This is a genomic window from Paenibacillus spongiae (assembly GCF_024734895.1).
GTDB classification, from domain to species: Bacteria; Bacillota; Bacilli; order Paenibacillales; family Paenibacillaceae; genus Paenibacillus_Z; species Paenibacillus_Z spongiae.
This window is the reverse complement of the sequence record NZ_CP091430.1, coordinates 6,904,416-6,919,843: the sequence shown is the minus strand read 5'-3', so window position 1 is coordinate 6,919,843 and position 15,428 is coordinate 6,904,416. Positions and strand designations below refer to the sequence as shown.

The following is a 15,428-nucleotide window of genomic DNA, read 5'->3' as shown; positions in this document are numbered from 1 at the left end:
ATGAATTATTTTGCTGATTTGACTTGGAAGCAGTGGATCAAAGATATCGTCGATATCGCCATAGTGAGCTACATTATTTATAAATTGTTTGTGCTCGTAAGAGGAACCCGGGCTGTTCAGCTGCTCAAAGGCATCTTTGTACTCGTTGGAACCTGGGCCATAAGCACATGGTTTAACTTGTATACGCTCAAGTGGCTGATGAACCAAATGTTCACCTTCGGGGTTGTGACGGTGCTCATTATTTTTCAGCCGGAGCTTCGGCGTGCGCTGGAGCAGCTCGGTCGAGGTAAGCTGTTCTCTCGTTCGTCCGTGGTAGAGCGGGATGTAAGTGACCGCATCAGTGAGATCATTAAGTCCATCAATTATATGGCAAAGCGAAAAATCGGCGCTTTGATCGTATTCGAACGGGATACGGGATTATCGGACTACATCGAGTCGGGTATTCAGATGGAATCGATTGTGAGCTCGGAGCTGCTCATTAACATTTTTATTCCGAATACGCCGCTGCATGACGGGGCGGTTATCGTTCGCGGGAATCAGATCATGGCGGCGGGCTGCTACCTGCCGTTATCCGAGAACCCCTTCATCAGCAAGGAACTCGGGACCCGCCATCGTGCAGGAATCGGCGTAACCGAAGTATGCGATGCCGTATCGATCATCGTCTCGGAAGAAACCGGACAAGTTTCGCTTGCTGTCGGCGGCATGATCGTGCGGGATATCAAGGAAGAATCGCTCATCTCCAAGCTGTTCGAGGAATTGAATCCGAAAGCCAAGTCCAGCGAAGCCCGCGGCTCGCGTATTCCTTTCTGGCGCAAATGGAAGGGGGAGAACAGCGAGAATGGATAAATGGCTGAGTCACCCTACCGCGCTTAAAATTATTTCCGTCGCGATGGGCATCCTGCTCTGGGCGGTCGTTCATTTCGACTCGGAGCGGTCGCCAAATACGGTTGCTTCATTGACGGAAACGCGCATTTTCGATACGGTCAAAATCGAGGTTACAGGATTGGACGAACGTAATACTTCGCTGCGCTCGATGGAGCCCTCCTCCGTCATGCTCAAAGTCCGAGGCTCCCGTTCAGATCTGCTCTCGGCGACGCCAGACGATTATAGGGTCGTTGTCGACGTTACGGGTATCGAGGAGGGACGCCACGAGCTTCCGGTAACGGTTAGCCGCCTTCCAACGGACGTGGAGCTGGTCAGTGTGACGCCGCGTACCGTAGCGGTCGATCTGGAAACGATGCTAACGAATGAATTTGAAGCGGATATCAAAATCGAGGGAACGCCAGCCAACGGCTATAAGATCGGAACGCCGATCGTCAAGCCGAACAACCGGGTTCATGTGACATTGCCGAAAGACAAGATGGATGAAGTCGGTTATGTCGGTGCGGTTATCTCTGTTCAAGATGAAGAGAAGACGGTGACTGCGAAGAAAGTGAAGGTCGTCGTGCTGGATAAAACGGGCGATGAAATGCCTGAAGCGTCTGTCAACCCGAGCGTCGTTGAGGTGGAAGTGCCGATCACGATGCCGTTCAAGAAGGTCCCGCTGCAGATCGGGTTCACGGGTAGGCTGCCGGATGGGCTTGCAGTCGCGTCCTTTAAGCCGAGCGTGGAAAATGTGACAATATATGGGCCGCAAGATGTGCTCAATAAGTATGATTTTTACGATGGTATCAATGTCGACTTGTCGAAGGTGAAGCAATCGGGTACGATGGAGCTTAATATCGACATGATCGGTGGGATCGAGACTGTAGATCCCCCGAAGGTGTCGGTTAGTCTCTCGGTTGTACCGGCGGACAAGAAGGTGCTGCCTGGACTGCCTATCACCATGACGGGATTATCTGAAGGACTGAAGGCGAAGCTGACGCAGCCAACGGACGGCAAGCTGGATCTCGCCGTAAAGGGCGCGGCCAATATATTGGCCGACGTCGGATCAAAGGACGTACAGCTGATTGCCAAGCTAAACGGGTTGGGACCGGGTGTCCACAATGTGCCGCTTGATATTCATCTTCCTATGTTTGTGGAATCGTTCGCCGCCAGTCCAATCAACGTCACGATTGTAATTTCGGATGGGACGGAAGCGGTAGGTCCGCCGATAAGCGTGCCTGCAGATACCCCGCCAACCGAACCTGGGAATGCAGGGGAGTCTAACAGCAGCAACAGCGGCAATAGCAGCGGCGGCGGCAGCAACGATAGCGGAAACAGCAATCCGCCTGATGAAAGTGTGAACACGAATGGAGAAGCGGGGACCGGCAATAAAGAATCTAACGGCTCGGGGATGAATAGTTCAGGCAGCGGCAATGCCATTCCTGTTCCTGGCGCTTCGGATGTCGAAGCGAGTACTGGAGCAGAGCCTGGCGGCTAGCTGTGCGCCTGCGACATTTATTTTGCTGCGGGCACCATAGACAACTGACTACCTCAGCTGCGGCTGCGTATGATGAAGGATGAGAACGAGAACAGGTCGAAGGGATTGGACATACATTATGGGGAAATATTTTGGTACAGATGGTGTACGTGGGGTTGCAAACCGGGAATTGACGCCTGAGCTTGCCTATCGGATCGGCCGCTGCGGCGGTTATGTGCTGACAGGCAAGGCAGATAAACCGAAGGTTATCATCGGTCTTGATACACGGATATCCGGTCCAATGCTGGAGGCTGCGTTAACGGCAGGCTTGCTGTCGATCGGAGCGAGCGTGATTCGCCTTGGCGTCGTGTCGACTCCAGCAGTTGCTTATTTGACGCGGGTAATGGGTGCGGACGCCGGCGTGATGATCTCCGCCTCGCATAACCCGGTCGAAGATAACGGCATTAAGTTTTTCGGCGGCGACGGGTTCAAGCTTTCCGATGAGACCGAGCTTGAGATCGAGCGCTTAATGGATGCCGAGCACGACGAGCTTCCTCGTCCTGAAGGCGGACAAATCGGCAGCGTGACGCTGGAAGAGCAGGCGAGCCGGAAATATCTCGATTTTCTGAAAACGACAGTGACACAATCATTCAACGGATTGAAAATCGTACTCGACTGCGCGAATGGGGCTGCCTATTCGTTAGCGCCTACTGTATTCCGCGAGTTGGGTGCCGAAGTGATTACCGTCGGCGCGGAGCCGAACGGGCTTAATATTAATGACGGCGTCGGCTCGACCCATCCGCAGTTTCTGCGCGAGGAAGTGCTGAAGCATGGCGCGGACCTCGGCTTGTCGTTCGACGGCGACGCGGACCGATTGATTGCGATTGACGAAACTGGCGAAGAAGTCGACGGCGACTTTATTCTATGTATTTGCGGCGATGCAATGAAGCGCGCGGGCAAATTGAAGCACGATACCGTCGTGACGACCGTAATGAGCAATATCGGCTTCTTCAAGGCGGCGAAGCGCCTGGAGCTGAACACGGCGCAGACAGCGGTCGGCGACCGTTACGTGATGGAAGAGATGCGCCGCGGAGGTTACAATTTGGGCGGGGAACAGTCGGGACACGTGATTTTCCTCGATTATAATACAACCGGTGACGGTATATTGACTGCCATGCAGCTGGTCGACACGCTCGTCAGCTCCGGCAGCAAGCTGAGCGAGCTTAAAAAGCTAATGCGTCAATATCCGCAGGTGCTGGTGAATGTGCGCGTCGCGGACAAGAGCAAGTATAAGGGAAATACAGCGATCGCTGCGGCTATCGCAGAGGTGGAGCAGGAATTCGGTGACAACGGCCGCGTGCTGGTCCGTCCATCCGGCACGGAATCCCTCATTCGCGTAATGGCGGAAGGACCGGATAAGGAACAAGTTGCAGCGTATGTGGACCGTATAGCCTCAACCGTTAGAGCGGAGCTAGGCGGGGCATAACATAGTGCTTCTTGCATGGCAAGAACACCTGCCAAAAATGAACAAAAAGTCTGGGAACAAGCGGCCTGGCGATCCCCAATATGACCTGGATATGCAGGACGGATCCCAGCCGCTTGCTTTGAAAAACTGAGTCTGCAGCCGCTCTTCCGGCATGCCATTGGACGGACTTGCGGGTGAGGCTGCTCTGTTTTATGAAAACTATGAAAAAAAGATGAAAAAAAATTGAGTTGCGCAAATGGACCAAAATGAATATGATAAGAATTATGATTTCGGAAGGAAAGCGAGGATCGAGGTTAATTAGTTGTTCAAAGCGCCAGAGCTAGCGCGTACTGCTGCATCTTCTTGAACGATGTGATGGACTGTGAAGAGATTACGAAGTTACATCACACGTAGGATGAGCGGGCGGCAAGCTGACGAGGTGGAGGTGTTCGGATTGTTCGGCGGGGACCTCCCGGTTATGCATTCAAGCCGTAAGCCGATTTCTAAAAAGACTGGGCAACCGGTCCTACAATGAGTCGGCAGGAATGCTTCATTGATGAACAGCGCGCGTTCTCGGCAAGTGAGGCCGTATGGAGCGTGCTGGTTAGAATCGTCATTCCTTCTGTTGTTCAGCCAGTGGGGCTGCTTCAGGAGAGGACGTTAAGTTTCTTATTGCCATTATTCCGTTTGCTTACGATGCCGGCCAGTGGGGACGGCTCGGGCAGAACGGTTTCTCGCGAAGACAGATTGTTTCGTTAACGTCAGATAACCTCATAAAGTGCCCTGTGCCGTCACATGATGGTATGGCATCCGTTAGCGTCGGGAACTATAACCGTTAATGGAGGTCTATTCAATTATGTGTGGAATTGTAGGATATATCGGAAAGCGCGACTCGCAGGACATTTTGCTTGAAGGATTGAAGAAGCTGGAATACCGCGGGTACGACTCTGCAGGTATTGCCGTATTTACAGGTCAAGAGCTTGAGGTTCGCAAATCGAAGGGCCGACTGGCCGTTCTTGAAGAGAAGCTTGATGGCGAACCGCTGCGCGGATCTGTAGGGATTGGCCATACCCGCTGGGCAACGCATGGCAAACCGTCGGATGTGAATTCCCATCCGCATACGGATAACTCGGCTAAATTTTCTGTCGTTCATAACGGCATTATCGAGAATTATATCGAACTGAAGGAAGAACTGATGGCGAAAGGCCGCCGATTCGTATCGGAGACGGATACGGAGGTCATCTCGCATCTGGTTGCAGAAGAGTACGACGGGGATATTGTCGAAGCGGTGCAGCGTGCGGTCAAAAGGATGCGCGGCGCATTCGCCCTTGGCGTATTGACGGAGTATGAGCCGGACCGTCTGGTTGCCGTTCGCTTCGCAAGCCCGCTCGTAATTGGAATCGGCAACGGCGAGAATTTTATCGGATCGGATATTCCCGCCATTCTGGAGCATACGCGCGACGTGTACATTCTGAATGATGGCGAAATGGCTGTTCTGACAAAGAACAGCGTCGAACTGATGACGATTGACGGCGAAATTATTTCCAAGGAAATATTTCATGTCGATTGGGATCTCGTAACCGCAGAAAAAGCCGGATTCGACCATTTTATGCTGAAAGAAATCTTCGAACAGCCGAAAGCGTATCGCGATACGATGATGGGCCGTGTGTCCGAGGATGGACGTTCCGTACAGCTGAAGGAAATCGGCATGACGCTGGAGCAGCTCAAGGCGATCCGCAACGTGCATATAGTCGCTTGCGGTACGGCATACCATGCCGGAATGATCGGCAAACAGGTGATCGAGAGCCTTGCGCGCATCCCGGTGGAAACGGATGTCGCATCGGAATACCGCTATCGTTCGCCGATTATTACGCCGGAGACGCTCGTCATTGTCGTCAGCCAATCTGGTGAGACAGCCGATACGTTAGCGGCCCTCCGAGAAGCGAAGCGCTGCGGAGCGCGCGTGCTGGCAATCACGAATGTCGTAGGCAGCTCGGTTTCCCGCGAAGCGGATGATGTCATCATCACCCAAGCGGGCCCGGAAATCGCTGTAGCATCGACGAAGGCGTATACCTCCCAGCTGATCGCATTCTACCTCCTCGGCCTGTACTTGGCTGAATCGCTGGAGACACGCGATAGCGCGTTTATTGCGGAAGTGCTTGAAGCGATGCAGCAGCTGCCGGAGCAGGTGGAGCGCATCCTGTCCCAGTCCGTTGTGCTGAAGCAGGTCGCGGAGTCGATCTCCAAGCACAGCAACCTCTTCTTCATCGGCCGCGGCTCGGACTTCGCCGTGGCGCAAGAAGGCTCGCTGAAGCTGAAGGAAATTTCTTACATTCACTCCGAAGCCTATGCGGCAGGCGAGCTGAAGCATGGCACGCTGGCGCTGATCGAGGAAGGGATTCCGGTCATTGCGCTCATTACGCAGGAGGATCTCTACGAGAAGACGCTCAGCAACATCAAGGAAGTGAAGGCCCGCGGCGCCCACGTGCTGGGGATCGTGAACGGCGGAAGCGAAGAAGAAGTCGGCAAATCCGTCGACGAGCTGTTCGCCATTCCGAAGACGCTGCCGCTGCTCACACCGGCCCTGTCCGTCGTCCCTCTGCAGCTGATCGCGTACTACGCGTCGCTTGCTCTTGGCAACGATGTTGATAAGCCGCGGAACTTGGCGAAGAGCGTGACGGTGGAGTAGGTTTGGGGTTGTTGGTGAAGCAGCAGTTGTTGCTGTTCAGTGACATTAAAATTAGAAACTTTACATTAAAGTTGGAAACTCGACATTAAAGTCGGAAACCAATTATAAGTATATAGCAAAGAGTCCCGATCGTAGTTTTGAACTAATCGGGACTCTTTGTATTTATTAATTTGTGCACGTCTCCATCTAGCCCTACTGTACTGTACTTGCGGCGGATCGGAAAAATACATGTACATTTTAAAGGAATGTACCCGAACTAATGCCAGTTAAACCCAAAAGGATTTACATTCTGCAATTTTCACCTGGACCGACGAGAGTGAAGTTTTGGGCTATTTCTGCCGATACGAATACCGAAAGTCTGGACGTGGAAAAGCCGGATGTACGCCTCCGTCGCCGCGGCAGCTGCCTATGGTGGTTCCAGCATAAAGGGGAGCGGGCAGCCCCCCGACTTTAATGCTTATTGTTGCTGCGATTGCCTCCACAACTGCTCGAAAGCTTCCAATGTAACAAACACATAGCCTTCTACTTTTAAAATATCTTCAGCTTGCTTGATACGGTCCGGCCCGTAGTGCCAGCTGTATGCCATCGCATGCATGAACTGTCCGTTCCCCATGTTGTCACGTATTTCTTTTACTAGTGCCTGAACGGCACCTTGATCTTTGGCCGGATCGTACGTGGGATAGAAATCCTCCGAAGGCCAACGTGTCAGATTGTGAAAAATGGGGACTTCACCTTGGAGCATTCGATTCGCATTGGATGCGTTCGTTTCATTATTTCGGCCCATATCGGCAATTATTGCATCGATGTTCATATTGGGAAGGACATACGTGTTCATAAAATCATCGTCTGCCGCATCATTTCGTCCGGACCAAGGATGCGTGTACAATCCCAGCATATCCAAATCCATCGAGCGCATATAAGTATCCGATTGCCGAAAATAGTCGTTTAGAATCGCAGATTGATCCATGATGATAGTATCGTCGGCATCCATGATTCCTTTGCTGCCATAACCGAGCAGGGGATAACTGTAACCTGCCCCCGAAATGGCGTTGAAGAAATAGTCATCATCAGTTTTTGTTTCATAAAGCATTTCGAGCACCCCAGGCATTAAAAACTTTACTGCAGGAGCAATACCGTAATTCACGGCAACATTGCCCCGTTCTCGCTGATCCCATTGAAAGAATTTAAGCCCGTATTGATAATATCCCGTCGAATCTCCGCTTTCGATCATGGTGACCGCGACATACTTTTTGTTCGGGTCATAGGTTAGCGGAGGCCGGTTGCTCTTCTGCTGAAATGCATTCTTGGACACCGGTACGCCGGAGTGAAAGGAGAAGTTGCCTGCAAAGTCGTTAACGATGGTATACTTGCCATACTCTCCAGCCAGCTTGACCCCGCCAAATTCGGTGACGCCCATTTCAACCGTTTCCAATGGCGGCTCGGACGGTGGACTCCCTTTAGCTCTGGGAGCAATCACCTGCAATGTCCAAATCGATAGAAATGAATCGGATGCAATTCTTACGTAGCGTCCTGTTGTTCCCTCGGGAAGGGTCTCGGTGTTCTTGCCGTTCGAAATCCCGTTATATGTTCCGACCTCAGAATACGTTACACCATCCTTCGATACTTCAACACGAAACGGGGCAGAAGCCTCCCAGTTTATGATAATATACCGGAGATCCTTCTCTTCACCCAAGTCTACATTAATCCAGCGTGTTCCGGCATCCGTGTTAGAAGCCCATCTGGTAGCAGAGTTTCCATCCACGGCTTTGTCAGGTGTGACGGTTACATTGTCCATCCAGGTTCCGCTTGCCGTAACCTGCTTGCCGACGGCCACGTCTTCCATCGAGGCCGGATAGTCCAACTTAACCGGTTGAGTACCGGTCGCAGCCCAGAATCCCAGTACCGGAATATTGGCCGGCGTGTGCTGCAGCAGATATCGGATATGATCCTCAAGTTCAGGCGTGTAGTTATTATCTTTAGGTCCCGACAACCAAAATGTCGGTATTTTGAATTGAATCAAATAGTCACGTTGATAATGATGGGGTGTATTATAATAAACGTTTGCCAGAACATCATGCCGCTGGCGGCTCCAGTAACGTTCATATACCCATTTATAGGCACGGGTCGCCGTTGCCATTTCGGCTTCTTGACGCAAATCGATCCGAACTTCAAAGCCAAGCTGTTTCATACTGTCGACCATATCCGGGTAAACGATCAGCAGGTTGTCGACCCCTGCAATGTTGGTGGCGATGTTGATCATATAATCCTTGGCCGGGTCGGCGACGACCAGTCCCTTAATGAGTTTTTCCTTCTTGTATCTATCAAACAGGTCGTTGGGATCAGTGACTTCTACTTCCTTCTTAACGTATCCTTTCTGCTTATAGTGTTCCAAAATCCAATATTCGTTTCTAATCGAGTCGTAACTGTGCTTCAAATAAATCTCGGGTTTCTCACGATTGACTAATCCTTGCAAGGAAACTAACGCCAGCATCATGCCTTCCGCCTGTTCCTCCGAATAAGCGGAATTGTTTAAACGATCCAGGTTGTACGTATACACGGTTTTTGATATTTTGTCGGATTGCGGAAACATCTGGTGCGTTTCTTTTTCCTTTATTTCCACTTTTGCAAAAGCCGGTGCCTGCAAGCCTACAGCCAATAGGAAAACCACGAGGATAACGACAGTTTTTCTCGAATTCGTTTTCAGAATTATTCCTCCTTATACCTCTACTAGGACCTGTTCTTACGTTGCGGTATGTTCGACAGTTTGAAATTATCACCACCCATGTTCTTCATTTGTGGTCAATTAACACGTCCAATAATAACCATAACATGTAAACGGTACCAATTATATCATAGGAGAGATTCGACGGTAACCATTTCTCCTAAAAAGTAAAACTCGGACCCTAGATATAAAGAGCTGGAAGTTCCACTGAAAATCTTTTGGAAACAGAAAAATGGTCACGCACGTAAACCCTTACTATACATTCAGGCTGAACATGAGTGAACGCCTTCCGTTGGAAGAAGGTGTTATCGAGTGAGTGAGAGGCGCATATCACCGAAACGTAAAACGAAGAAGCTGGCCAAATTTCTCCGTGGAGAAAGGCCAGATAATGCCTATCTCAAAAGACGCTGCTATAGACCGGCGTTCGAGTAAGCGAGCAATCCGGATTAATAAGGGCAAGGGGAGCAAGGTCGCATTGTCCCTTTCCCTCAATCGTTCAAAGAAATGCTGGCCATGCACGCCGAAAAAAGAAGCAGGCGGTTTATCTGTTCGAATCATCGCGGAAGATTAAATATACCGATAGGGGAATAATTGGGAGGCGATCTCCAACTTTCGAAAACAACAGATAAACAATCACCGCACTAAGCATATGTCTGAATAAAAGTCGAGTTGATTTCAGGCGATTTCCCCTGATTCGCTCGGCTTTTTCTTTTCTCTACGATATGTTCCGCCACCAGCACCACTCCCAACTTGAGCGTAACCTTCCAGACCCTTCCAGCGTATAAGTTGTAAACCAAATGTGGGCGATTCGCATGCATATTATCTCTACTGTTGGAATTCTGTTTATCCTCATTTTCTTCGTTCTTCATATCGCCATATGCGTCTGGGCTTATCGCGATAGCATCAGGAGAGGAAAGAGCAGCGAATTCGCAATAATCGTCGCAGTGGGGCTGTTATTTTTCCCGCTAGTGGGTCTCATCGTTTATTTGTTAATCCGGAATGATTAGATAAATCTAGGAATGCTCAGAGTGCAGGAAAGCCTCTTCCAGTTCGGCACCATTGACATCACACTTCCCCAGCAAACGCCATATGTCGTGTAATATAAATTAATGAACTGAAATACTATCCATATGTATTCTACACATCATAATGAAAACGCTTCAATAATACCTCGGAAAGGAGGGGATGCCAAACGACGCCATCAGAAACCGCACCCTACATAATACTTGTATGAAAGAAAGGATGAGACATTGATGAGAACAAGCATGAAAACGTTAGTATCGCTTTGCTTATTGCTGTCCGTATTTTACGGCCACGGATTGGTCCGCATAGGGCAGCCTGAGGAGGCGGAGGCGAAAGGGAAGAACGACAAGCTGTACATCTATAATTTGAACGAGTTGATCCAGTCGACGCCCGACATGCATGAAGGAGACAATCTGACGGCATACGCTTACGATTTCGTGAAGATGGCTGCCGCGCTGCAGGGGATTGCGAACCGGAACGAGAAAGGCGACAAAATCTATTATATTTTCCAGACGGTGAATGAAATCCAGAATCCGAAAAGCTTTCAGCCAGATCAGTATTGGCTCGATAAATTGGATGACCCGAATCAGTATTTGAGCCGGTACGATCAGGTTCAGGTGGCTACGGACCGTTTCTACAAGGACCTGTTCAAGGATTTCCGCAAGCGGGTCAAGGGATTGGTGCTCTGGACCGACAGCATTCCGGCCACTTCCAATGTCGCATCGACGATTGCCGGCGTCCAGGATTATCTTCCGGTCCGCAAGGGCGGAGAGCTGCACAAGGAATTGAAACGAAATTTGCCGAACGTTCCGGAGATTGATCTGGAACGGAAGTTTGCCGGCAGCTACACCACGATTCCGGAAACGGACATCCCTGCTACAGGCAGCAAGAAAAACGACGTGTATTTATGGGCCAAAGCCAAATACATCGATACGGGCAAGGTGAATCCGCGCTATGTTACTTATGCCGTGGATGCGTATTCCAAGCGCAAGGACAGCAAGGGCGGTCTCCTCTATGAACATGATTTGTATAACCGCATGCTCATCAATTCGGATTATTACACGGCTAATAAAGGGTTCTTTGTCGACTTAAGCCCGCTTTCCGACAGAGCCCCGGATGACGATCCATCGCAGCCGGTCGGCACCGATGTGGATACGTTCCACCAAATTTTCAGTTCGCTGCGCGAGAAAGCAGGGACGGACGTCATTACGGTCGGGGGATTCAGCGCCTGGCATATCAAATATTCCGACCAAGCGGATCCGAGCCAGCCTCATCCGATAAATGCGGAATGGGGAATGGTCGATCTGATATCGGAATATTATGCGCAGCTGGATGCCGACGCTCCGGGCTTGATGGGTTATGCGAATGCATCGGTGTTCAGGCATATCCCGCTGAATACGCTGAAGCAGTCCAACGATAAAGGGGATAACGGGAAGGAGTTCGATCCTACCAAAACATACGTCGCCTTTTATATGGGGGATTTTGATTCCGCCGCTTGGTCCTCCGCCATTCTGCCCGCTCTGTGGGATAATCCGGGAAGGGGCGAGATGCCGCTCGGCTGGGCGGTCGTTCCGAATCTGTCGAAGCGGGCGCCGCATGTCTACAATTACTTATATGGGAGTGCGACGGGCAACGATTATTTCATTTCGGGCGATAACGGCGCCGGTTATTTGAACGCGATCCGTCTGCCGTCCGAATATTTGTCGCAATGGCGTGAATATAACAAACAGCAGTTTCAGCAATTTGATCTAAGCATTGCCGGCTTTGTCATCACCGATTTTTCGCCCAATCTGCCTGCTTGGCTGCAGAAGGAATATGTTCACTTTGCTCCGGACGGCGTCGGGATCAACAGCGGGCCGGAGCAGCCGTTCGTAGGCACTACTCCTTTCATTAAAGTGATCGATATGATCAACGGGCATTCGCCAGCCGACGCTAACAAGGTCGAAGAGGGCCTATATCGCCATCTTAACGGCAATCCAAGCCAGAAGTTCTGGTTTTTCCGTACGATTCTGGCCGATCCCGACAAGCTGGTTCAAGGGGTTCGTCAGCTTCAGGCGGCTCATCCGGAGCTGAATCTTGAAGTGGTCGATCCGTACACCTATTACCGCTTCTACCGGGAATCGGTCATGGCGAACAAGAACACCGACATTCTCGGAGCCGACTTCAACACCGCCGGCAATGTGGAAGAGCTGGCCTACCTGTATCAAAACAACGGCAGCTCCATAGACGTGAACCACCGTTTCGCAGACGGACATTCCAGCTGGTCGTATGAATTCGACTTGGCGGACGATGTGAATAACGCGACCGTGATTTTGGACATCGAGAATCATTACGTGATCAGCGGCTCGAAAGACGGTGAAACATGGACGACGCTTGCCACGGCGGATGGCAGGGCACCGCGCGGGATGGTCAAATTGGATATTTCACCGCTGCTTGTAGATAATCCGACCAAGACCGTGTACCTGAAATTTAACGACGGCTCCACGAATGACGGTTGGGGGCCGAGCCTGTACCATGTGACTTTATCCACGTCCGTCAACATTACCGAAGCCACCTTCGATACGAACGGCTCGGCGGACGAATGGCTATACCTGACGGAAAACAACGGCAGCAGCATCGAGAACGATCACCGCGTTACCGGTCAGACGGGCAGCTTCACCTATAAATTCGATATGGCCGATCATGTGACCGGAGGCTCCGTACGGCTCGATATCGCTCATGATTACGTCGTTAGCGGCTCCAGCGACAATGCGACTTGGACACCGCTGAAGGAAGCGGGTGAAAATGCAGATAGAGGCATCGTATCGCTCGATCTAACGCCGCTTCTTCAGAATAATCCGTCCAAGACCGTCTATTTGAAAATTAGCGACGGTGCGGGCGATAATGCCCGGGGGGCCAGCTTATGGCAGCTTACGTTAACGACGAAGTCGGGCGATTCGCTCTTCTACTCCGGCTTCGAGCCGGGGGAAACCGAGCCGGATTGGCTCGATTCGATCGATCCGGCCGCAGGTCGGTTAAATGTGACGGGATACGGCGGGACCGCCTCTCCGGAAGGATCTCCGCGGAGTGGGGAGCAGTCGCTGGGCGGAAACTCAGCGTTCAGATACGCCGGTCGAGACAACAGCAGCTCGGCATCGTTCGCGTATTTCAGAGTATTCGATGTGGATATTCCGGTAGATGCAACGACCAAGCTTAGCTATTGGTTTTATCCCGAGCAGGACCTTGGCCGCCATGTCATGGTGGATTTGATCTTCACGGACGGCAGTACGCTCAGAGACAGCGGCGCCGTCGATCAGAACGGCATCCGCATGCATCCCAGTACCCCGCGCGGGAGCATCGGCAAGTGGAATTATGTCCGGAGCAATATCGGGCAATGGTTGAACGGCAAAACGATCGACCGTATTCTGGTCGGCTTCGATACCGGTCCGGGCACGGGGGACTACAAAGGGTATATCGACGATATTACGATCGGCAAGTAGCGCTGGCAGCGGATGAACAAGGATGGCTCTCGCGGAATCTCGCGATCCGCAGGTCGATGGCTTGCATTCCCGAGAGGCTTCCAAAGAGATGTTAGGAGGATGACAAAATGAAAAAGAAATTATGCCATCTGCTCCTCATTGCCTCGCTTGCAGCGGCCCTGTTCCCTGCTTTGTCGGTGCATACGGGAGCGGCTCCCGTTACTTATGAAGCGGAAGACGGCGTGCTGTCCGGCGTAACGGCCGCCACAGCTACTGCGGGGTATTCCGGTACGGGGTACGTAACCGGATTCGACAGCGAGACCGATTCCGTTACGATCACGGTCAACGCGCCGGCAACCGCATTATACGAGTTGACCGTCCGTTATCATTCACCCTTCGGAGATAAAAATACGAGTTTGGTCCTGAACGGAATGCCAGCCGGCGAGCTGACGCTGAAGGGTTCTGTGGGCTTTGCCGATGCGTCCGGCGGCAAAATCTTATTGAATGCAGGCAGCAACACGATTGGTATTGTGAATAACTGGGGTTGGTATGAAATTGACGCCATAACGATTGAGGAAGCGCCGTCGCCGCCACCGCATATGATCGGCAAGTCGCTTGTTACGAGAAAATCGATGAAGGAGACCGAGGCCCTTTACGCTTTCTTGAGGGCGGAATACGGCAACCATATTTTATCGGGCCAACAAAACCTAGCCGATGCGGAATGGGTGTATGCGAATATTGGGAAGAAGCCCGCTGTTCTGGGGCTGGATATGATGGGTTATTCTCCGTCGCGAGTCGAATACGGCACTGCTTCGACCGAAATTGAGAACGCGCTAAAGTGGGATGAACAAGGCGGAATCGTAACCTTTGCCTGGCATTGGAATGCGCCGAAAGGACTTATCGACCAGCCCGGAAAAGAGTGGTGGAGAGGATTCTATACGGATGCGACAACGTTCGATGTCCGGTATGCGATGGATAATCCCCAGTCTGAGGACTATCAATTGTTAGTAAGAGACATCGATGCAATCGCCGTCCAGCTCAAACGCCTGGAGAAGGCGAAGGTTCCCGTCCTCTGGAGACCGCTGCATGAAGCGGAGGGCGGTTGGTTCTGGTGGGGCGCCAAAGGGCCGGAACCGGCCAAAAAGCTGTACCGGCTTATGTACGATCGCCTTACGAATCATCATAAGCTGGGCAATCTAATATGGGTCTGGAACTCGGAGAAACCGGAATGGTATCCGGGTGACGATGTTGTCGACATTATCAGCGTTGACAGCTACCCGCAGGCAAGGGATTACAGTCCGATAAGCAATCGTTACGATAATTTGAAGGCGTTGGTACAGGATCGCAAGATGGCTGCGCTTACCGAGAACGGTCCGATTCCGGACCCGGACTTGCTGCAGGTCTATCATGCCCATTGGAGCTGGTTTGTCACATGGGGAGGACAATTTATCAATGACGGCATTCAGAACAGCCGCGAGCATTTGACCAAGGTCTACAACCATCCTTATGTCCTTACATTAGACGAACTGCCGGATTGGAAGAAATATAAAAATAAATGATCGTCTGAGGCGTGTAAATCATGAAAGCCCGGCCCCGAAGGAAATCGGGGCCGGGCTTTTGAGTATCGCTACATAAATGGCGGAATCATTCTATAGAAGTGATAGCGTTCGCCTCTTGAGCCTTGATACAGAGGATCGATGCATGATCCGCTAATATAGCATTACTTGCCG

The 15,428-nt window shown here is 51.4% G+C and carries 8 protein-coding genes; 7 read left to right on the top strand and 1 reads right to left on the bottom strand.

Annotated elements, in window-relative coordinates:
* The 4 genes from cdaA to glmS all read left to right on the top strand — a co-directional run bounded on the left by cdaA (position 1) and on the right by glmS (position 6,495).
* Positions 1-846, top strand: a complete 846-nt coding sequence (cdaA, locus tag L1F29_RS31020; protein WP_258385858.1) for a diadenylate cyclase CdaA — start codon at positions 1-3, stop codon at positions 844-846.
* A complete protein-coding gene (locus tag L1F29_RS31015; RefSeq protein ID WP_258385857.1) occupies positions 839-2,362 on the top strand; it encodes a CdaR family protein in 1,524 nt (507 codons plus the stop codon). The genes cdaA and L1F29_RS31015 overlap by 8 nt, the downstream gene beginning before the upstream one ends.
* 118 nt (positions 2,363-2,480) lie before the next feature.
* Positions 2,481-3,827 (top strand): phosphoglucosamine mutase, encoded by a 1,347-nt coding sequence (glmM, locus tag L1F29_RS31010; protein ID WP_258385856.1) that lies wholly within the window; start codon positions 2,481-2,483, stop codon positions 3,825-3,827.
* 835 nt (positions 3,828-4,662) lie between these two features.
* Complete coding sequence (glmS, locus tag L1F29_RS31005; protein WP_258385855.1) at positions 4,663-6,495, top strand: glutamine--fructose-6-phosphate transaminase (isomerizing); 1,833 nt, start codon at positions 4,663-4,665, stop codon at positions 6,493-6,495.
* 457 nt (positions 6,496-6,952) lie between these two features.
* On the opposite strand, the gene L1F29_RS31000 is transcribed toward glmS, so the two are convergent.
* Positions 6,953-9,151 (bottom strand): galactose-binding domain-containing protein, encoded by a 2,199-nt coding sequence (locus L1F29_RS31000; protein ID WP_258385854.1) that lies wholly within the window; start codon positions 9,149-9,151, stop codon positions 6,953-6,955.
* An 863-nt stretch (positions 9,152-10,014) separates the two neighbouring features.
* On the opposite strand from L1F29_RS31000, the gene L1F29_RS30995 reads away from it, so the two are divergent.
* The 3 genes from L1F29_RS30995 (at position 10,015) to L1F29_RS30985 (ending at position 15,257) form a co-directional block, all read left to right on the top strand.
* Positions 10,015-10,224: a hypothetical protein gene (locus L1F29_RS30995; RefSeq protein WP_309252353.1), complete on the top strand. Its 210-nt coding sequence runs from the start codon at positions 10,015-10,017 to the stop codon at positions 10,222-10,224.
* A 246-nt stretch (positions 10,225-10,470) separates the two neighbouring features.
* On the top strand, positions 10,471-13,719 hold the full coding sequence (locus tag L1F29_RS30990) for a GxGYxYP domain-containing protein (protein ID WP_258385852.1): 3,249 nt from the start codon (positions 10,471-10,473) through the stop codon (positions 13,717-13,719).
* A gap of 107 nt (positions 13,720-13,826) precedes the next feature.
* Positions 13,827-15,257: a glycosyl hydrolase gene (locus L1F29_RS30985; RefSeq protein WP_258385851.1), complete on the top strand. Its 1,431-nt coding sequence runs from the start codon at positions 13,827-13,829 to the stop codon at positions 15,255-15,257.
* The last annotated feature ends 171 nt before the right edge of the window (positions 15,258-15,428 follow it).

Bases quoted from the DNA above. Each gene is read 5' to 3' on its own strand.
- cdaA (WP_258385858.1), top strand. From the start codon at position 1: ATGAATTATTTTGCTGATTTGACTTGGAAGCAGTGGATCAAAGATATC.
- L1F29_RS31015 (WP_258385857.1), top strand. From the start codon at position 839: ATGGATAAATGGCTGAGTCACCCTACCGCGCTTAAAATTATTTCCGTC.
- glmM (WP_258385856.1), top strand. From the start codon at position 2,481: ATGGGGAAATATTTTGGTACAGATGGTGTACGTGGGGTTGCAAACCGG.
- glmS (WP_258385855.1), top strand. From the start codon at position 4,663: ATGTGTGGAATTGTAGGATATATCGGAAAGCGCGACTCGCAGGACATT.
- L1F29_RS30995 (WP_309252353.1), top strand. From the start codon at position 10,015: ATGTGGGCGATTCGCATGCATATTATCTCTACTGTTGGAATTCTGTTT.
- L1F29_RS30990 (WP_258385852.1), top strand. From the start codon at position 10,471: ATGAGAACAAGCATGAAAACGTTAGTATCGCTTTGCTTATTGCTGTCC.
- L1F29_RS30985 (WP_258385851.1), top strand. From the start codon at position 13,827: ATGAAAAAGAAATTATGCCATCTGCTCCTCATTGCCTCGCTTGCAGCG.